The following is an 18,832-nucleotide window of genomic DNA, read 5'->3' as shown; positions in this document are numbered from 1 at the left end:
CTGTTCAGGGCTTCGCGATGAGTGCCTCGACCCCGTCCAGGAACCGCTGGAGCCCGAACTCGAAAAGCGTGCCGAGCTCGAGGTCGAAGTCGTCGTCGCCGAACAGCGTGGAGAGGACCGGATAGGACCCGGAGGTCTGGATCGCCTCCATCCGGGCCTCGTTCGACGCCATCCACTCCTCCGGGGTCATGCCGGTGTCCTGCCGCGCATGGGACTCCAGCTCGATGGCCAGCGTGACTCCCTGGGCGTACCCGAGGAGCGCGAGGTGGACATGGATCATCTGGTACGGCGTGAGGCCGAGCCCGCTCAGAGCGGCCAGGACCCGCTCCGTGTACCGCATCGCGTGGGGCGAGGCCATCGGCCGTGTGAGTCCGGCCATGGCCCGCCCCAGCCAGGGGTGACGCTCATACAGGGCCCACAACCACCGTGCCTCCTGCGCCAGTTGCGCACGCCAGCCGGGCGGCCGAGGACCTGACGGTTCCTCGCTGAACACCGCCTCCGACATCAGCCGTACGAGTTCACCCTTGCTCGGGACATGCCGGTACAGCGCCATGGTGGAGGCCCCGAACTCCGCCGCGACGCGACGCATCGAGAGTGCCGCGAGGCCCTCCGAGTCGGCGAACGCGATCGCGGTGCGGATGATGCGCTCGCGAGTCAGGCCCTGACCGGAAGCCGCACCGCGTTCCCGCACCGGCTCCGCCACCACCGTGCCGACACCCGGCACGGCGCGCACCAGTCCCTCCTGGTTCAGTGCGGCGAGCGCCTTCGTGGCCGTCGCCATCGCGACACCCCACTCGCGGGTGATGCGCCGGGTGGAGGGGACACGGTCGCCCGGAGCGAGATCGCCGGAGTCGATCCGTCGGCGGATGTCGCGCGCGATGCGGAGGTAGGGCGGATCGGTGACCATGGTTGCACTGTACTAGTGCGCTGGTTCTCCGATCCCCCAGTACAGGAGCGTTTATTGGGGCAGCGCACTAGGTCGTTGTTTGCGGCGTACGCGCCGACCCGATTCCGTGTCGGACATGGAGAACACACCCAACCCCCGTGCGGGCCGCAAGGAATGGTCCGCCCTCGGCGTCCTGATGCTGCCCCTGCTGCTGGTCTCGATGGACGTCTCGGTCCTCTACTTCGCGATTCCCTACATCAGCCAGGATCTGGAGCCCACCGCCACACAGCAGCTGTGGATCCTCGACATGTACGGCTTCGTCCTCGCCGGCCTGCTCATCACCATGGGCGCCCTCGGCGACCGGATCGGCCGACGCACCCTGGTGCTCGCGGGCGCCACCGTCTTCGGTGCGGCATCGATCGCCGCCGCGTACGCGCACTCGGCCGAACTGCTCATCGGTGTACGGGCGTTGCTGGGACTCGGCGGCGCCGCCCTGATGCCCTCGACGCTCGCCCTGATCCGCAACCTCTTCCGCGACGAGAAGCAGCGGCGCAAGGCGGTGACCGTGTGGACGGGTGTCATGGCCGCCGGTATCTCTCTCGGCCCGGTGGTCAGCGGACTGCTCCTGGAACACTTCTGGTGGGGTTCGGTCTTCCTGATCAATCTGCCCGCGATGGTGCTGCTGCTCGTCCTGGTCCCTTTCCTCGTGCCGGAGTTCAAGGTGTCGCAACAGGGCCGCTTCGATCTGCTGAGCGCGGCACTCTCACTCGCCGCCCTGCTCCCGGTCATCTACGGCATCAAGGAACTGGCCCAGCACGGCTACGAGCCGCTGCCCGCCCTCGGAATCACCTCGGGACTGGCTCTCGGCTACGCCTTCGTACGCCGCCAGCGGCGTGTGGCGAACCCGATGATCGACCTCGGGCTGCTGGGCCGTCGCGCCTTCGGCGGCCCGGTGGTCGCCAATCTCCTCGCCATGTTCGCCACGGTGGGCATGGCCGTCTTCCTCACGCAGTATCTGCAGTCCGTCCTCGGCATGGGGCCGTTCGAGGCCGCGCTGTGGAGCATGCTGCCGGCGGCGGGCATGGCCGTCACGGCTCCGACCGCGGCGGCGTTCGCGCAACGTGTCGACCGGGCCTACGTCATGGCTGGCGGGTTTCTCCTCTCCGCCTGCGGCTTCCTCTGGCTGACCCAGGTGCGCACCGACACGGCCCTCTGGGTCCCGCTGACCGCCGCCTCGGTCTACGCGGGCGGTCTGGTCGCCGCCATGACGCTCGCCAATGAACTCGCCCTGGGCGCCGCCCCGCCGGAGCGCGCGGGCTCGGCCGCGGCCGTCCTCGAGTCCGGCCAGGAGCTGGGCGGCGCGCTCGGCATGGCGATCCTCGGCTCCATCGGTTCGGCCGTCTACAGCCGTGACATGACCGACGCTCTACCGGCCGGGGTTCCGCAGGCCGACGCGGTGCGCGAAACCCTGGGCGGGGCGACAACCGTGGCCGCGCACCTCCCGGCCAGAACCGCGGAGAGCGTGCTGACGGCGGCGCGCGATGCCTTCACCCACGGCATGGGCTTCGCCGCGATCGGTGCGGCCACCGTCATGGCCGCGGCGGGCGTCTTCTCCCTGGTCCTGCTACGAGGCGCGGGCAGGGCCGAGCCGCCGAGCGAGCCCCTGACAGGCGGCGCCGGCCCTCGGACCGACGCCGGACAGCCACCCCGCCACGAGCACGCAAGCAGGGCGTGAACCCCCGTGATCACTGTGTTGGGCCTGGTCAGCACAGTGATCACCGGCCCTGGCCGCAGGCCGCGCGACCGGGCTTCGTAGGATCTCGGGTGAGTACGCGGACGCCCCGACCCCGGGCCGCCGATGCTGCCCGCGCCCCCTGCCGACCGCATGGGCGGCCGTGGCGACTCCAACCCTCTGTCACCTGCCGTCCGGGTTTCCCGCCGGCTGAAGTCCGGAACGTCCTTCTCTTGAGCACCGACGAAATCATCGAGGCGCCGCCCGCGCCTGCCCGGCCGCGCCCGCGTCCCCGCGTCCGTCCCCGCGTCCTGCCCCGCCTCGTGGGCCGCGCCCCCGCCCCGCCGCCGGCCGGTACCGCCCTGCACAACATCAGTGCCGTCACGGCCGTGCTGCTGGCCCTGGTCGCGGTCGGTTCCGTCGTTCACGAGCCGGTGCTCATACCCCCGCTCGCGGCATCCGCGGCGATCGTGCACAGCGTCCCCCGGCTGCCGCTTGCGCAGCCGCGCAGCGTGATCGCGGGCCATCTGCTGTGCGCCGGCGTCGGTTACGCGATCCTCGCCGCGCTGGGCAGCGCCCCGTGGGCCGCGGCGCTGGCCGCGGGCATCGGCCTTGCCGTGATGACCGTGGCGCGCACCCCGCACTCGCCGGCCTGCGCCACCGCCGTCGTCATCGTCCTGCACCACCCCCGGCCCGCGACCTTCGTGCCCCTGTTGGCAGGGGCGGTCGTCGTGGTGGTCCTTGCGGGGTGGGCCGCCTCGTGTGCCCGCCCCAGCGCGCAGCGCTATCCCGCGTACTGGTGGTGATCGGTTGTGCGACGACGCCGGGCCGTGTGAAGTTCTCGGCGTGACGAGCCTGCACACGCAGGGATGCGAGAAGGGATACGCGATGGCTGCGGCAAAGACGGTGACATTCCCCTCCGGTGCGAGCGTGCCCGCCCTGGGCCAGGGCACCTGGCGCATGGGCGACGATCCCGCGCGCCGCGCCGAGGAGATTGCCGCCCTGCGCAGGGGCCTGGACCTGGGCATGACGCTGATCGACACGGCCGAGATGTACGGGAGCGGCGCGTCGGAGGAGCTGGTCGGCGAGGCGATTCGCGGGCGGCGCGACGACGTGTTCCTGGTGAGCAAGGTCCTGCCGTCCAACGCCGACGCCCGCGGCACCGTCGATGCCTGCCACGCGAGTCTGCGCCGCCTGGGCACCGACCGGATCGACCTGTATCTGCTGCACTGGCGGGGCGGAGTGCCGCTCTCCGAGACCGTCGAGGCGCTCGAAGGCCTGGTGAGCCGCGGCAGCATCGGCGCATGGGGCGTGAGCAACCTCGATGTCGACGACCTGGCGGAGCTCCCCGAGGACGCCCGCCCGCAGACGGACCAGGTGCTCTACAACCTCACCCGCCGCGGCCCCGAGTACGACCTCTTCCCCTGGTGCCGCGAGCGCTCGGTGCCTCTGATGGCCTACTCCCCGCTGGAGCAGGGCCGGCTCCTCGGCGATCAGGCCCTGGAGTCCGTGGCGTCGGCGCACGGATGCACACCGCTTCAGGTGGCGCTCGCCTGGGTGCTGCGGCACGACGACGTCATCGCCATTCCCAAGGCCTCCACCGCGGCGCACGTGGAGGAGAACCACGCCGCCCTCGAAGTCGGCCTCACCGACGAGGACCTCAGGACGCTGGATGCCGCGTTCCCCGCGCCGGTCCGCAAGGAGCCGCTGGAGATCCTCTAGATCCTCTGACGAGGTGTGCGTTCCGGATGTCCGGGCACCCGCTAGGTCCCTGAGCATGCTTCCCCGCGTATGTCGCTCTAGGGTGAACCGCGGGGCCCGCTACGTCCGGAGCCACTGACTCCGAGCCTTACTGGAGGCCGTACATGCCCCTCGCCGCAAGCGGAACCTCGTCGCTGATGCTGATCATCGGCGTGGTGATCGTCGCCGTACTGCTCGCCCTCTTCTTCTTCGGACGGCGACAGGTCACGCGACGCCCCGACCCACCGCAGCAGCCCCAGCCGCGCGCGAATTCCTGGGAGGAGCCCCACGACGGCCCTCCGCGGTCGCGCTAGGCGTCCCGAGGAGGAACGGCATGCCCATCGCCACGGTCAATCCCGCCACCGGTGAGACGCTCGAGACCTTCGAGCCGCTTGAGGACGCGGAGGTCAAGCGCCGTGTGGCGGCGGCGCACACCGCGTTCGGCCAGTACCGCACCAGCACCTTCGCCGAGCGTGCCCGGTTCCTGAACCGGGCGGCCGACCTGCTGGAAGAGGACAACGCGTTCATCGCCCGGACGATGACCACCGAGATGGGCAAGCCCATCAAGGCGGCCAGGGCCGAAGCGGCCAAGTGCGTCAAGGCCATGCGCTGGTACGCCGAGCGGGCCGAGGGGCTGCTCGCGGACGAGCACCCCGCGCAGGCCGACGTGGAGGACTCCGGCGCGAGCCGGGCGATCGTCCGCTACCGGCCGCTGGGCGTCGTACTCGCCGTGATGCCGTGGAACTTCCCGCTCTGGCAGGTCGTACGGTTCGCGGCCCCCGCCCTGATGGCGGGCAACGTCGGTCTGCTCAAGCACGCGTCGAACGTGCCGCAGACCGCTCTCTACCTCGATGACCTCTTCCGCCGCGCCGGGTTCCCGGAGGGCTGCTTCCAGACGCTCCTGGTCGGCTCGGACGCCGTCGAGGGCATCCTGCGCGACGACCGGGTCGTCGCGGCGACTCTCACCGGCAGCGAACCGGCCGGCCGCTCGGTGGCGTCCACCGCCGGCGACGAGATCAAGAAGACCGTCCTGGAACTGGGCGGCAGCGACCCCTACCTCGTGCTGCCGAGCGCCGACGTCGAGCGCGCCGCGGCGACCGCGGTGACCGCGCGGGTGCAGAACAACGGTCAGTCCTGCATCGCCGCCAAGCGCTTCATCGTGCACGCCGACGTCTATGACGCCTTCCGCGACCGGTTCGTCGCCGGCATGCGGGAGCTGACCGTCGGCGACCCCGCGAGCGAGGACACCGACGTGGGTCCGCTCTCCACCGAGCAGGGCCGCAGCGATCTGGAGGAGCTCGTCGACGACGCGCTCGCTCACGGCGCCACCGCGCTGTGCGGCGGCCAGCGCCCCAAGGAGCAGGAGCGGGGCTGGTACTACTCCCCCACCGTCCTCGCCGACGTGACCGAGCAGATGCGCATCCACCGGGAGGAGGCGTTCGGCCCGGTGGCCACGCTCTACCGCGTGGCGAACCTGGACGAGGCCGTGACCCTGGCCAACGACTCGCCGTTCGGGCTCAGCTCGAATGTGTGGACGCGCGACGACGCCGACATCGAACGCTGCGTACAGGACCTTCAGGCGGGCGGCGTCTTCTTCAACGGCATGACCGCGTCCCACCCCGGCCTGCCCTTCGGCGGCATCAAGCGCTCGGGGTACGGACGCGAGCTCGCGGGCCACGGCATCCGCGAGTTCTGCAACGCCACGACGGTCTGGTACGGGCCGACCGATCCGGCCTAGTTCAGTGGTCCGGGAGCGGCGGCTCGCCGTGTTCGGCGCCCGTCAGGCGCAGCTGCACCTGTACTTCCTGGTCGCCTGACGCGGTGCCGTTGGCCGAGACGACGAACGCCGATTCGAGCGTGGCGCGCAGTCGGTCCACCGCCACCGGACTGCCTTGCAGGTCGGCGGTGACCGGCCCCGCGAGGAGCACGCCCCGGACGGGACCCGGGCTGTCGGCCGCGAGGAAGCCGCCGGTCCAGACGGCAGGGCGGGGCTGCTCCGTCCGGTGGGGCGCGTCCTCGCCCCGGTCGGAGGGGAAGTGGGTCCGCAGCACCCCGAAGACGGCGTCCGCGTCGGCCGCGGAGCACTCGCCGAGTACCACCTGCACCAGGTCCGGGGAGTCGGACTGCGCGGTGGGGGATGCCGGGTCGGGTGTGTCGTTCACGCTGTGCTCCATGGGGTCGCGGGGCCTGATGTGTGATCACGGGTACCCGATGTGCGGGCAGGTATCTCATGTGGCGGCCGCTGTCCTGCACGGCGGCCGGCCACGGTTCCCGAGCTGCTCAGAGGTCGCGCAGCGCGGGAAGCAGCTTCTTCTCCGCCCAGTCGATGAAGGGGCGTTGCTGGTCGCCGCCCACCTGGACGAGGGCGACTTCGGTGAAGCCCGCGTCGACGAAGGGGCGCACGGCGTCCACGAAGGTGTCGACATCGTCGCCGCACGGGATCTGCTGCGCGATGTCCTCGCGGGTGACGTACTGCGTGGCGCCCGCGAAGCCGGAAGGGCCCGGCAGTTCGGCGTTGACGGGCCAGCCGCCGACCGACCAGCGGAACTGGTCGTGCGCGCGGGCGATCGCCGCGTCCTTGTCGGTGTCGTAGCAGACGGGCAGCTGGCCGACGCGCGGCTTGCCGCTGCCGCCGTGCCGGTCGAAGGATGCGAGCAGGTCGGCCTTGGGTTCGGTCGCGATGACCAGGTCGGCGAGGCGACCGGCCAGCGCGCAGGACCGTCCGCCGGAAACCGCCACTCCAATGGGCGGCAGCTCGTCGGGCACATCCCACAGGCGGGCGTTCGCCACGTCGAAGTGAGTGCCCTGATGGTTGACGTTGTCGCCGGTGAACAGCGCCCGGATGATGTCCACCGCCTCTTCGAGCATCTCCAGGCGGACCTGCGGGGACGGCCAGCCCGCACCGACCACGTGCTCGTTGAGGTTCTCGCCCGAGCCGAGCCCGAGCCGGAAGCGGCCCTCGGAGAGCAGCTGCATCGTCGCGGCCTTCTGCGCCACCACAGCCGGGTGATAGCGGACCGTCGGGCAGGTCACGTACGTCATGAGCGGGATCCGCGAGGTCGCCTGCGCCGCCGCGCCGAGCACGCTCCACGCGTAGGGCGCGTGCCCCTGCGAGTCGAGCCAGGGGAAGTAGTGATCAGAAGTGACGGAGAAGTCGAACCCGGCCCGCTCCGCCGCGACCAGGTCGTCGACGAGGGCACGGGGGCCCGCCTGCTCGGTCATCATCGTGTAGCCGATTTGCACCATATTTGTACGCTTTGCCGAACTGCTCCCGCTGAAACCTCACCGTCCGCAGGTACTCGGGTGCCCTCCGGCCCTACTTCCAGTCGTACGCGTACGCGGCTACCCAGGTGATCTCCAGCTGCGCGCTGCTGCCGGGCGCCGCTCCCGGGCCTTCCAGGGCGCTCTCGTTCTGCAGGACCCAGGACAGCGGGTGGGCCGGCACGCCCCGGGTGTCGTGTCCGGTCTGCCGTCCGTCCACGAAGAAGCGCACGTTCCCCGGGGTCCATTCGGTCGACACCGTGTGCCATTCGGTCCACTCGTCCGCGCCGCGGAACGAGCCCTGCTCGCCGCCTCCGCACGGATGGTGGAAGGCGGTGAGGGATCCGGCCCAGTTGCCCTCGGGGTGGTCCATCTCGCAGCCGCCGCCGTAGTGCAGCCAGGCCGACTTGTAGCCGGGGGCCGGCTTGGTCACCTTGATGCGGGCGCTGTACTTGCCGTACTTCATCTGCATGACGGCACGCGGTACGACCGCCGCGGCATGGACAGGACCTCCGTCGGTGGGCCGCCACATCCGGATGCGCATACGACCGTCGCCGTTCTCCGCGGGCCCCACGCTCACGGTGTCCTCCGGGTGGTAGACACCGACGACATCTCGGCCCCTGTCGTTGGAGGTGTCGCGCCAACCGGTCGGGTAGGCCCACCAGTTGTCGCGGTAGGAGCCTTCGAGGCCGTCGCAGTACGCGGCGGAGGTGTCGGCGTGGTGATCGCAGCCGCTGAACGCGCCCAGCGGCACCCGGTCACCGTTGAAGTCCTCGGCGACGACCTGCCAGAACGGGCCGCAGTCGCCGCGCGGCATGTCGGTGCCGACACTGCCGCAGGCGTCGGCCGACCGCGGCGCTCCCCCGGCGCTCGGGATGGACAGGAGGGCGGCGAGCAGTGTGGTGCCGAGCGCCGCGAGCACGATCGGCCTGCGCCGGCTCGCCGCCGCGTGTGATCCCATCGCGATGCCCTTCCTCCCGGCCGCACCCGCCCCACAGAACGCGGCGAACCCCGCCCGCGAAGGGGCCATCCTCGCGGAGGCCGGGAGGGCCCGCCATAGCGTTGACGCGACCTGTCGCTCGGCTCCGGCCCGTGGCAGTGGCGCCCACCGGTCCGGTCGAGCCGACGAACGCGCCGAGTACGTGAACTGGTGTACGTGCCCAGACGGTTGGGACGTAGGTTGTGCGTTGAACGGTTCACGCCTCGGTGGAAAGACGGACGCTACCCATGACCGACCACGCATCGACGCCCGGATCTGCGGCGCAGCAGAAGATCGACACCTCGGTGCCGCACTCGGCCCGGATCTGGAACTACTGGCTGGGCGGGAAGGACAACTATCCCGTCGACGAGGAGGCCGGCGACGCCTACAGCGCCGTCTTCCCCGGCATCGTCACCGTCGCCCGCAGCAGCCGCGCCTTCCTGCGCCGCAACATCACCTATCTGGTCTCCGAGGCGGGCATCGGGCAGTTCCTGGACATCGGGACCGGACTGCCGACCGTGGACAACACCCATGAGGTGGCCCAGCGGCTCGATCCCAGGACGAGGATCGTGTACGTCGACCACGACCCGATGGTCCTCGCGCACGCCCGCGCCCTGCTCACCTCCACGCCCGAGGGAGCGACCGCCTACGTCGACGCCGACCTGTCCGACCCCGACCGCATCCTCGCGGCCGCGGCCGAGACGCTCGACCTCTCCCGCCCCACCGCCCTGATCCTCAGCAACATCCTGGGCCACATCGGTGACTACGACCAGGCGCGGGCCATCGTCACCCGGCTGATGCAAGGCCTGCCGTCCGGCAGCCACCTCTCCATCAACGACGGCTCCCGCGGCACCGACGCCGACTACGAGCAGGCCCAGGACGCCTACAACGAAACCGGCGCGGTCCCCTACTTCCTGCGACCCGTCGACCGGATCGCGGCGTTCTTCGAAGGCCTGGAGCTCCTGGACCCCGGCGTGGTCTCGGTCCCCTTGTGGCGCCCGGCCCCCGGCTCCCCCACCCCGGAGCCCATCGGCGAACACGGCGGCCTCGCGCGCAAGCCGTGACGTGACCCTGGGGCGTGTCCCCCCGGAGCAGGGCAGCAGGCCGGGCAGGCCAGGCAAGTGGGACTACTCCGCAGGCGGTCGAGCGTCTCGTCATCCGGCCGCTCGGCCTGCGCGGCACGCGAGTGCCGGGCACCTCGCCCCGACTGCCCGCACCGCGTCGAGCAGCTGGCGCTGCTGGGCGGGTGGCAGCAGCTCACCGGCCAGCAGGTCGGACAGGAAAGTGTTCACGTCTTCGACGGTCGAGATCATCTGCCCGTCGGAGAAGGCGACGGTAGATGACCCATCAGCTCCGCGGCCGCCCCTCGCCTGCACGCGCCCGGCATGCCGGAATGTGTGTCCTGGCCCAGGCTGGTTACGCGGTCACACCGCAGACCCGCTTCGACGAGGGAGCAGAGCGCCATGGGGACCGAAGTGTTCCGCTCGGAAGTGCCCCTGACGGTGAACGGCACGCCCTGCCGCCTCACCGTCGACCACCGTTCGACGCTGCTGGACGTCCTGCGCGAACAGATGGGCCTTATCGGCGCCAAGAAGGGCTGCGACCACGGCCAGTGCGGTGCCTGCACCGTCCTCGTCGACGGACGCCGCGCCAACAGCTGTCTGCTGCTGGCCGTCGCCCACGAGGGGTGCGACATCACCACCGTCGAAGGGCTGCGCCCCGGGGAGGGTGAAGGCCTGCATCCCGTGCAGCGTGCCTTCCTGGAGCGCGATGCCTTCCAGTGCGGCTACTGCACCCCGGGCCAGATCTGTTCGACCGTCGGCGCCCTGGCGGAGGCCGCGGCGGGACGTGCCTCCCACGTAACGGCTCCGGACGCGGACACCGGCGCCCCCGTGGAGCTGACCAGGGACGAGATCCGTGAGCGGCTCAGCGGCAACCTGTGCCGCTGCGGCGCCTATCCGCACATCGTCGAGGCCGTCGAGGACGTGACACGGTGAAGCCCTTCCGGTACGTGCGCGCCTACAGCGCGGAAGAGGCGGCAGCCGCCCACGCGGGCCGCCCGACCTCCCGTTACCTGGGCGGCGGCACCAACCTCGTCGACCTGATGAAGCTGGGCGTCGAACGCCCCGGGACGCTGGTCGACGTCAGCAGGCTGCCGCTGGATGCCGTGGAGGAGCTGCCCGACGGGTCCGTCCGCGCCGGCGGTACGGTGCGCAACAGCGACCTCGCCGCCCACCCGCTGGTGCGTGACCGCTACCCCGTCCTTGCCCAGGCGCTGCTCTCGGGAGCGTCGGGCCAGCTGCGCAACGTGGCCACGACCGGCGGCAACCTGCTCCAGCGCACCCGCTGCCCCTACTTCCAGGACCTGGGCAAACCGTGCAACAAGCGTGAGCCCGGCACCGGCTGCGGCGCACGCGACGGCGTCCACCGCGACCACGCGGTCCTCGGCCACTCTCCGCAGTGCATCGCCACGCACCCCTCCGACATGGCGGTCGCGCTCGCGGCGCTCGACGCCCAGGTGGAGCTCCAGGGTGTGCGGGGCCGACGCACCCTGCCCGTTGCCGAGTTCCATCGTCTGCCCGGCGACCGTCCGGACCAGGACACCGAGATCGAACCCGGCGAGCTGATCACCGGTGTGCGGATCCCGCCCGAGGCCGCGGGGCTGCCCTCCGCCTATCGCAAGGCCCGCGACCGCGCCTCGTACGCCTTCGCGCTCGCCTCGGTGGCCGTGGTCCTGGACGTCGAGGACTCCGTCGTACGCCAGGCGCGGATCGCGTTCGGCGGCCTGGCCCACCGGCCCTGGCGTGCCCGGCGTGCCGAGGAGGCGCTCCTTGGCGGTCCGCCGGACGACGAGGCCTTCCTGAGCGCCGTGGACGCCGAGCTCTCCGCGGCCGAGCCGCTGCGGGACAACGCGTTCAAGGTGCGCCTCGCCCGCAATCTCGCGTGTGACGTCCTGCGCCGACTCACCTCTTCGTGACCCGACTGCCTCCGCCTCCAGGGAGAACCCCCATGCCGGACACCGCCAGCGCCCTCGGGTCCCCCGCCGAGCGCAGGGAGGGCCCCCAGAAGGTGGCCGGGGCCGCCCGCTATGCCGCCGAGCACACCCCCGAGGGGTGCGCCTACGCCTGGCCGGTGCCCGCCACGGTGGCGCGCGGCTCGGTCACCGCGGTCGACGACACAGCGGCCCGGGAGCTCCCGGGAGTCGTCGAGGTCCTCACCCACCTGAACGCGCCGCGCCTGGAGAAGCCGGACGACGCGACGCTCGCCGTGCTGCAGGACGCGCGTGTTCCGCACCGGGGCTGGTACGTCGCGCTCGTCGTCGCCGACAGTCTGGAGGCGGCACGCGAAGGCGCCGCTGCCGTCCAGGTCACCTACGCCGAGGAACCGCACGACGTCACCCTGAAGGCCGATCACCCCGAGGCCTACGTGCCACAGGACGAGGACGGCACCTCCGGAGAGCACGTCCGCGGCGACGCGGAGGGCGCGTTCGCGGACGCGCCCTCCCGCGTCGATGTCACCTACCGGGTGCCGCCGCTGCACAACCACCCCATGGAGCCGCACGCGGCCACCGCCCACTGGCGGGACGGACGGCTGACCGTGCACGACAGCAGCCAGGGGGCCACCACCGTCCGCGACGTCCTGGCGGGCCTGTTCGCGCTGCCCAAGGAGCAGATCACGGTCGTCTCCGAGCACGTCGGCGGCGGCTTCGGATCCAAGGGCACGCCGCGTCCGCACGTGGTGCTGGCTTCCATGGCCGCCCGTATGACCGAGAGGCCCGTCAAACTCGCCCTGCCGCGGCGCCAGTTGCCCGCTGTGGTGGGCCACCGCTCGCCAACACTGCACCGGGTGCGACTGGGGGCGGAGAGGGACGGCAGGCTGACCTCCGTGATCCATGAGGTGACCGCGCACACCTCTCGTATCAAGGAGTTCGTCGAGACGGCCGCCGCCGCAACCCGCGTCATGTATCCCTCGCCGCACGCCCGCACCACTCATCGCGTGGTGCCGCTCGACGTGCCGAGCCCCTCCTGGATGCGTGCCCCCGGCGAGGCACCCGGCATGTACGCACTGGAGTCGGCGATGGACGAACTCGCCGTGACCCTCGGCATCGACCCCGTCGAGCTGCGGCTGCGCAACGACACCCGGACGGAGCCCGACACCTCCAAGCCCTTCAGCAGCCGTCACCTCGCCGAATGTCTGCGCGAGGGCGCCCGGCGCTTCGGCTGGTCGGAGCGCGACCCGCGCCCCCGCTCGCGCGCCGAAGGGCCCCTCCTGGTGGGCAGCGGGGTCGCAGCGGCCACGTATCCGGTGGTCGTCGCGCCGTCACGGGCGAGCGCCCACGCCTACCCGGACGGCAGCTTCGTGGTCCGCGTCAACGCCACCGACATCGGCACGGGCGCCCGCACGGTGCTCGCCCAGGTCGCAGCCGAAGCACTCGGCGTTCCGCTCGACTCCGTACGTGCCGAGATCGGCAGCAGCGACCTTCCGGACGCGTCGCTGGCGGGCGGTTCCTCCGGGACCGCCTCCTGGGGCTGGGCCGTCCACAAGGCCTGCACGCGACTGGCCGAGCGCCTGGCAGGACAGCAGGGCCAGCAGCTGCCACCGGAGGGTGTCGGCGCCACCGCCGACACCAAGGGTGACGCCGACGCGGACAGCGACTACGCCCGCCACGCCTTCGGTGCCCACTTCGCCGAGGTCGGCGTCGACACGGTGTCCGGCGAGGTACGGGTGCGCCGACTGCTCGGGGTCTACGCGGCCGGGCACATCCTCAACTCCCGTACGGCGCGTTCGCAGTTCATCGGGGCGATGACGATGGGCCTGGGGATGGCGCTGACCGAGGGCAGCACCATGGACGCGGCCTTCGGCGACTTCACGGAGGCCGACCTCGCCGCCTACCACGTACCGGCCAACGCGGACGTTCCCGAGATCGAGGCGCACTGGATCGACGAGGACGACGCCCACCTCAACCCCATGGGCAGCAAGGGGATCGGGGAGATCGGCATCGTCGGCACGGCGGCGGCCATCGGCAACGCGGTGCACCATGCGACCGGCGTGCGGCTGCGCGAACTGCCCCTCACGCCGGACCGGGTCCTTGCGGGCGGGCTCTGAAGGCATCGGCCACAGCTGAAGCTGTGGCCCCGGGCCGGCGTGCCCTGCTCAGGCCGCCGCCCGCTTCTCCCGCGTCCAGGCCAGCAGTTCCTCCGCCGTCCAGGTCGTCACCACGCGCTCGGCGGGCACCCCGCACTCCTCGGCACGCTCGCACCCGATCACCTGCCAGTCCAGCTGACCGGGCGCGTGCGCGTCGGTGTCCACGGAGAACAGCACACCGGCGTCCACGGCCCTGCGCAGCAGCCGGCGCGGTGGGTCCAGGCGCTCGGGCCTGCTGTTGATCTCGACGGCCGTACCGGCGGCCGCGCACGCGGCGAACACCTCGTCCGCGTCGAACTGCGACTCCGGCCTGCCACGCCCGGTGACGAGCCGTCCGGTGCAGTGGCCGAGCACGTCGGCTCGTGGATTGCTGACGGCCGCGACCATGCGGCGCGTCATCGCCGCGGCGTCCATGCGCAGCTTGGAGTGGACGGAGACGACCACCACGTCGAGCTGGTCGAGCAGTTCCGGCTCCTGGTCGAGCGAACCGTCGTCGAGGATGTCGCACTCGATGCCCGTGAGCAGCCGGAAGGGTGCCCAGCGCTCGTTGAGGTCCGCCACCACCGCCAGCTGCTCGCGCAGCCGCTCCGGCGACAGGCCGCGCGCGACGGTGAGCCGTGGCGAGTGATCGGTGAGCACGGCCCACTCATGGCCGAGCGCTTGTGCCGCGCGGCCCATCTCCTCGATCGGGCTGCCGCCGTCGGACCAGTCGGAGTGCAGGTGGCAGTCGCCGCGTAGCAGCGCCCGCAGCCGGGAGCCGCCCCCGGCGAGCGGGGCGTCGGCCTCGTCCTCGAGCCGCTCCAGATACCCCGGCACGTCGCCGGACAGCGCCTCGCGGATCACACCGGCGGTCTTGGGGCCGATCCCCTTGAGCGACTCCAGGGACCCGTCGGCGACGCGCCGCGCGGCCTCACCGTCGGCGAGACCGCCCACCACCTCGGCCGCGGTACGAAAGGCCCGCACCCGGTAGGTCGGGGCGCGGCCGCGCTCCAGCAGGAAGGCGATCCGTTCCAGCGCCTCGACGGGATCCATCAGCACCTCCGGCCGTCGGGGACTGCGACGGCGTACGCGTGCTTCCAGCGTCGCCCACAAAGGGCGCCGTGGCATGTGAGGGCGGGAGCCTTCCCCGACCCGGGGTGATGCCTACGCCGCGGGCTCGGCGGAGGGGGCGTCGGGCACGACCGCGACCGGCCCCCGGAAGTCGAGCACGGCCTCGGCTCTCTGCTGGGTCTCCTCGGCGGCCTTGCGGGCTGTCGCGAGGACGTCGCCGTGCTCCTGGACGAGGGTTTCGTAGATCGGCGCCTCAGCGGCGTCATTGGCCGGCATGACCAGCAGCTCCTTGTTCGGTGACTGTGTTCGGGTGACTGTATTGGTTCAGTCCGGCCGCATGCGGCCGGTCCGCGACCTTACGCTGCGGGTGCGGGCCTCTGCGGACCGGGGTCGATCACTGAGACGGGCGGTCCGGGGGACCGGGGTGAGCCCGGCAAGGCCCGAAACACGGCGGGTGTACGTGGAATGGGGGCCTCTGCCGTCCGAAGCCGGGCGGGATCCCGGGCCTGGTGTGAGACTGCTGATGAGGCGGTGATCACAGATGTCGAGCCATCCCAGGGAGCCTGATCCCGGGGGCCCGGCTCCCGGGAAGCAAGGCCCCCGGCAGCCCGGTCCCGGGGAGCAGCTGTTCGAGCAGCTGCTCGCCTCGGCGCACGCGGCGGCGCCGATGGAGCTGCCGGTCCTGGCGCAGCGCTTCGCCGACGCCGTCGGGCTCGACCGGGTCGACGTGTATCTCGTGGACCTCCAGCAGCGGTGTCTGGTGTCGCTGGCAGAGGGGCTGCCATCCCTCGATGTGGACGACTCCGTCGCCGGTTCGGCCTATCGGGCGCACGCGCTGCGGGTCGAGGAGCTGCCGCAGGGCAGGATCGTCGCCTGGCTGCCGCTGATCGACGGCGCCGAGCGCCTCGGCGTGATCGGTGCCACGGCGTCGGTCATCGATGTCGCGCTGCTGCGCCGCTGCCGCATGCTGGCCTCCGTCCTCGCCATGACGATCACCTCGAAGCGGGCGTCGAGCGACAGCTTCGCGCGCCGGACACGGTCCGAGACCATGCAGCTTCCCGCCGAGATGCTCCGGGCCTTCCTGCCACCCAGGACGATCGGCAACTCCCATGTGATCTCTACGGCCGTCCTCGAACCGGCGTACGAGATCGGCGGCGACGCCTTCGACCACTCGCTGACCCCGTCGACCCTGCACGTGGCGATCCTGGACGCCATGGGTCACAACCTCGCCTCGGGCCTGACGACCGCCGTCGCCATGGCCGGCTGCCGCAACGCCCGGCGTGCCGAGGCCGAGCTGCCCGAGCTCGTCGAGACCGTGCAGCACGCGCTGGCCGAGTGGTTGCCCGAGCAGTTCTGCACGGGGATCCTCGCCCAGCTCGACCTGGCCGATGGCCTGCTGCGCTGGTGCAACTGCGGCCATCCGCCGCCCCTGCTGATCCGGGACCACCGCGTGCTCGACCGTGCGCTCGAGCGGCCGCCCCAGCCGCCCATGGGGACGCCCGCCGTGCTGGCCGACGTGGCGTGGGAGGTCCACGAGGAGGCGCTCGAGCCGGGTGACCGGGTGCTGATGTACACGGACGGCGTCACCGAGCTGCGGACCGGGGGTGGTGCTCAGTTCGGTCTTGACCGGTTCACGGACAGCATCATCCGCGCGACCGCGGCGGGCGAACCGGCGCCGGAGGCGCTGCGTCAGCTCATCCACTCCATCCTCGACCGGCAGGACAACCAACTGCGCGACGACGCGACGCTGTTGCTCCTGGAGTGGCGCCCGCCGGGAACCCGGTGATCCCTCCCCCGCATGCCGGAACGTGTGTTCTGGATCAGGGTGGATACACGACAGAACACCAGCATCAGTCGCGCATGAAGGAGGACGAGCACCGTGGGAGACGACGAGGTCATGGGCGACGAGGTCTACCAGCCCGCAGCGGAGGAGGTCCGCGAGGACGAGGGCATCCTCGATCCGGAGGACACGCTCAACGACCGCGGGGCGGATCCGTACGACGAGGGCTGGTCGCCCCCCGAGCGGCCCCTCGGAGTCGCCCACACCGGCACCACCGCTCAGGAGCAGCAGGAGGGCGAGAGCCTGGACGAGCGCCTCTCCGAGGAGCGGCCCGACCCCGCGCTCGACGTTCCTGATCCTGCCGAGGGCGACGACGGCATCGGGGACACCACCGACACCGACGGCGAGCCGATCGACGAGGCGGAGGTGGGTGACGCCCGCGCAGGCCGCCTTTTCGCCCCGGACGAGGGGGCAAGCGGGGATCCGGAAACCGACGCCGCGCAGGACATGGTCGGCGAGGACATGGGCATCGACGGCGGGGCGGCATCCGCCGAGGAGGCCGCGGTGCATGTCATCGACCCGGACGCCGCGAACTGACCTCGTCGCTCAAGGCACGTCAGCGAAGGTCAGCGCAGGTCGAGCCGCATCAGGATCCGGGGGTGACCGGCGAGCACGGACGTCGTGTCGGCCGCGTGGGTGAATCCGGCACGCTCGAAGTTCTTGCGGAGTCCCGCGTACGCCATCGTCAGGTCGACCTTGGCGTCGCCGTTGTCGAGCGGGTACGCCTCGACCACCGGTGCCCCGTGGTCGCGGGCGAACTCGACCGCACCGGCGATGAGGGCGTGCGAGATCCCCTGCTTCCGGTGACCGGGGCGTACCCGAACGCACCACAGGGACCAGACGGGCAGATCGTCGACATACGGAATCTTCCGGTTCCGCGCGAAGGACGTGTCCGAGCGCGGCGCCACGGCGGCCCAGCCGACCGGCTCGTCCCCGTCGTAGGCGAGCACCCCCGGAGGGGGGTCCGCACGGCACAACCCGGCGACGTACTCACCGCGCTGCGGCCCACGGAGCTCGTTGTTGAGCTTGGACGGGATCCGATAGCTCAGGCACCAGCAGACATTGGCACCGGGCGACTTCGGACCGACCACGGCACGAACGTCCTCGAAGACCGAGGCTGGGCGCACGTCAATGGGCATGACACCACAGTGGCACGGGCGGCGGCGCGGGCCGCGGAGGCAGCGGGTTCAGCAACCACCCGCGCAAAGCCGCAGCCACCTGCCGAAACGGAACCGTCACATGTGCTCCACATGATCTTCACGTGAACCCTTGACCAACGGTTGAGGTTTGGATCAACTCCCAGCTCAGGGGCGTTTATTACTCAATCTTTGGCAGGTTTTTGCTCTGTCATCAGAGGTTAATACGATGGCAAAGTGAGAGACACAGCTGACGTGCAGGCTGTGTCCGGGGCGACGTGGTGGCCGCTGTCATGCAGCGGCCCGCGCCGCCCCACTGTCACCATCGACCCGACCACACCGCGTCCCGGCTCCGCCGGAGTGACGCAGGAGGCAGGCCATCATGAAGTCCCTGATCGACAACGCCCGTTCCTTCGCCGCGACACACGTCGCGGCCCCTCACAACGCCGCGGCCTTCCAGGCCCTCGAGGCCGGGCAGTCGCCCGAAGCCCTGTTCGTCACGTGCTCCGACTCACGCGTCGTACCGACCCTGATCACCGGAGCACGCCCCGGCGAACTCTTCGAACTCCGTACAGCGGGCAACGTCGTACCGCCCTACCCCTCCCGTGACGCCCATGACTCCCGCGATTCCCGCGATTCCCGCGACGGCGTCAGCCGGGACAGCCACCCCATGAGCGAGGCGGCCACCATCGAGTACGCGGTGTGCGTGCTCGGAGTCCGCGACATCGTCGTCTGCGGACACTCCCACTGCGGCGCGGTGGGCGCCCTGGTGCGGGGCGAAGACCTCTCGGCCGTCCCGGCCGTGCGCGACTGGCTCGACCACTCCGTCGCCCCGGACGCCGCCGTACGCTCCCTCGCCCCGGCCTCCGCGGACGTGGCCGAAGCCGTACGGACACACGTGCTCGCGCAGGTGGAGAGGCTGCGCGCGTACCCCTGCGTGAGAGAGCGGATCGACGAAGGCTCGCTGACCCTGCACGCCTGGTACTACGAGGTGCACACAGGCGCCGTCACCGCCCATCGCCCGTCGCCCGACGACCCGCAGACGTTCGGTCCGCTGTGAGAG

The 18,832-nt window shown here is 71.4% G+C and carries 20 protein-coding genes; 12 read left to right on the top strand and 8 right to left on the bottom strand.

Annotated features, from left to right (window positions below):
- Positions 1-4: 4 nt before the first annotated feature.
- On the bottom strand, positions 5-907 hold the full coding sequence (locus ACZ5WE_RS19830; RefSeq protein ID WP_467693788.1) for a TetR/AcrR family transcriptional regulator: 903 nt from the start codon (positions 905-907) through the stop codon (positions 5-7).
- A gap of 115 nt (positions 908-1,022) precedes the next feature.
- Here ACZ5WE_RS19830 and ACZ5WE_RS19825 point away from each other — a divergent pair, with 115 nt between their 5' ends.
- The 5 genes from ACZ5WE_RS19825 (at position 1,023) to ACZ5WE_RS19805 (ending at position 6,096) form a co-directional block, all read left to right on the top strand.
- Entirely contained in the window at positions 1,023-2,621 is a 1,599-nt protein-coding gene (locus ACZ5WE_RS19825) for an MFS transporter (protein ID WP_467693790.1), read from the top strand.
- A 230-nt stretch (positions 2,622-2,851) separates the two neighbouring features.
- A complete protein-coding gene (locus tag ACZ5WE_RS19820) occupies positions 2,852-3,424 on the top strand; it encodes an HPP family protein (protein ID WP_467693791.1) in 573 nt (190 codons plus the stop codon).
- 82 nt (positions 3,425-3,506) lie between these two features.
- Positions 3,507-4,340 (top strand): aldo/keto reductase, encoded by an 834-nt coding sequence (locus ACZ5WE_RS19815; protein WP_467693956.1) that lies wholly within the window; start codon positions 3,507-3,509, stop codon positions 4,338-4,340.
- Between the two features lie 143 nt (positions 4,341-4,483).
- Complete coding sequence (locus ACZ5WE_RS19810) at positions 4,484-4,672, top strand: DUF6479 family protein (RefSeq protein WP_467693793.1); 189 nt, start codon at positions 4,484-4,486, stop codon at positions 4,670-4,672.
- Positions 4,673-4,692: 20 nt separating this feature from the next.
- Positions 4,693-6,096 carry an NADP-dependent succinic semialdehyde dehydrogenase gene (locus ACZ5WE_RS19805; protein ID WP_467693795.1) on the top strand — a complete coding sequence of 468 codons (1,404 nt, stop codon included), beginning with the start codon at positions 4,693-4,695 and terminating at the stop codon, positions 6,094-6,096.
- A 1-nt stretch (position 6,097) separates the two neighbouring features.
- On the opposite strand, the gene ACZ5WE_RS19800 is transcribed toward ACZ5WE_RS19805, so the two are convergent.
- From ACZ5WE_RS19800 to ACZ5WE_RS19790, 3 genes are all read right to left on the bottom strand, one after another.
- Positions 6,098-6,520: a hypothetical protein gene (locus ACZ5WE_RS19800; protein ID WP_467693797.1), complete on the bottom strand. Its 423-nt coding sequence runs from the start codon at positions 6,518-6,520 to the stop codon at positions 6,098-6,100.
- 118 nt (positions 6,521-6,638) lie between these two features.
- Positions 6,639-7,604, bottom strand: coding sequence for an LLM class F420-dependent oxidoreductase (locus ACZ5WE_RS19795; RefSeq protein WP_467693799.1), 966 nt, complete (start codon positions 7,602-7,604; stop codon positions 6,639-6,641).
- Positions 7,605-7,674: 70 nt separating this feature from the next.
- On the bottom strand, positions 7,675-8,580 hold the full coding sequence (locus ACZ5WE_RS19790) for a glycoside hydrolase family 16 protein (protein ID WP_467693801.1): 906 nt from the start codon (positions 8,578-8,580) through the stop codon (positions 7,675-7,677).
- A 266-nt stretch (positions 8,581-8,846) separates the two neighbouring features.
- Between ACZ5WE_RS19790 and ACZ5WE_RS19785 the strand changes: the two genes are divergently transcribed.
- The gene (locus ACZ5WE_RS19785; protein WP_467693803.1) at positions 8,847-9,662 is read left to right on the top strand and encodes an SAM-dependent methyltransferase; all 816 of its coding nucleotides are present in this window, start codon (positions 8,847-8,849) and stop codon (positions 9,660-9,662) included.
- 90 nt (positions 9,663-9,752) lie between these two features.
- Here the strand turns inward: ACZ5WE_RS19785 and ACZ5WE_RS19780 are convergent, their stop codons facing one another.
- Positions 9,753-9,890, bottom strand: coding sequence for a hypothetical protein (locus ACZ5WE_RS19780; protein WP_467693805.1), 138 nt, complete (start codon positions 9,888-9,890; stop codon positions 9,753-9,755).
- Positions 9,891-10,061: 171 nt separating this feature from the next.
- Here ACZ5WE_RS19780 and ACZ5WE_RS19775 point away from each other — a divergent pair, with 171 nt between their 5' ends.
- The 3 genes from ACZ5WE_RS19775 to ACZ5WE_RS19765 are packed head-to-tail and all read left to right on the top strand — an operon-like array spanning position 10,062 to position 13,704.
- The gene (locus tag ACZ5WE_RS19775) at positions 10,062-10,595 is read left to right on the top strand and encodes a 2Fe-2S iron-sulfur cluster-binding protein (protein WP_467693806.1); all 534 of its coding nucleotides are present in this window, start codon (positions 10,062-10,064) and stop codon (positions 10,593-10,595) included.
- The gene (locus tag ACZ5WE_RS19770; protein ID WP_467693808.1) at positions 10,592-11,575 is read left to right on the top strand and encodes an FAD binding domain-containing protein; all 984 of its coding nucleotides are present in this window, start codon (positions 10,592-10,594) and stop codon (positions 11,573-11,575) included. The genes ACZ5WE_RS19775 and ACZ5WE_RS19770 overlap by 4 nt, the downstream gene beginning before the upstream one ends.
- 32 nt (positions 11,576-11,607) lie before the next feature.
- Entirely contained in the window at positions 11,608-13,704 is a 2,097-nt protein-coding gene (locus tag ACZ5WE_RS19765; RefSeq protein ID WP_467693810.1) for a xanthine dehydrogenase family protein molybdopterin-binding subunit, read from the top strand.
- Positions 13,705-13,752: 48 nt separating this feature from the next.
- On the opposite strand, the gene ACZ5WE_RS19760 is transcribed toward ACZ5WE_RS19765, so the two are convergent.
- Together ACZ5WE_RS19760 and ACZ5WE_RS19755 are read right to left on the bottom strand one after the other, a co-directional pair.
- Complete coding sequence (locus ACZ5WE_RS19760; RefSeq protein WP_467693812.1) at positions 13,753-14,775, bottom strand: PHP domain-containing protein; 1,023 nt, start codon at positions 14,773-14,775, stop codon at positions 13,753-13,755.
- Between the two features lie 111 nt (positions 14,776-14,886).
- Positions 14,887-15,069 (bottom strand): hypothetical protein, encoded by a 183-nt coding sequence (locus ACZ5WE_RS19755; protein WP_467693814.1) that lies wholly within the window; start codon positions 15,067-15,069, stop codon positions 14,887-14,889.
- A gap of 265 nt (positions 15,070-15,334) precedes the next feature.
- On the opposite strand from ACZ5WE_RS19755, the gene ACZ5WE_RS19750 reads away from it, so the two are divergent.
- Both ACZ5WE_RS19750 and ACZ5WE_RS19745 read left to right on the top strand, forming a co-directional pair.
- Positions 15,335-16,579: a PP2C family protein-serine/threonine phosphatase gene (locus ACZ5WE_RS19750; RefSeq protein ID WP_467693815.1), complete on the top strand. Its 1,245-nt coding sequence runs from the start codon at positions 15,335-15,337 to the stop codon at positions 16,577-16,579.
- A 111-nt stretch (positions 16,580-16,690) separates the two neighbouring features.
- Complete coding sequence (locus ACZ5WE_RS19745; protein ID WP_467693958.1) at positions 16,691-17,170, top strand: DUF5709 domain-containing protein; 480 nt, start codon at positions 16,691-16,693, stop codon at positions 17,168-17,170.
- A 29-nt stretch (positions 17,171-17,199) separates the two neighbouring features.
- Here the strand turns inward: ACZ5WE_RS19745 and ACZ5WE_RS19740 are convergent, their stop codons facing one another.
- Complete coding sequence (locus tag ACZ5WE_RS19740) at positions 17,200-17,772, bottom strand: GNAT family N-acetyltransferase (protein WP_467693817.1); 573 nt, start codon at positions 17,770-17,772, stop codon at positions 17,200-17,202.
- Positions 17,773-18,151: 379 nt separating this feature from the next.
- Between ACZ5WE_RS19740 and ACZ5WE_RS19735 the strand changes: the two genes are divergently transcribed.
- Positions 18,152-18,829, top strand: a complete 678-nt coding sequence (locus ACZ5WE_RS19735; RefSeq protein WP_467693818.1) for a carbonic anhydrase — start codon at positions 18,152-18,154, stop codon at positions 18,827-18,829.
- Positions 18,830-18,832: the final 3 nt, after the last annotated feature.

The organism is Streptomyces sp. NPDC033180 (assembly GCF_055577645.1).
Note: the sequence above shows the minus strand (reverse complement) of the source record. Positions and strands in the feature narration are given on the sequence as shown.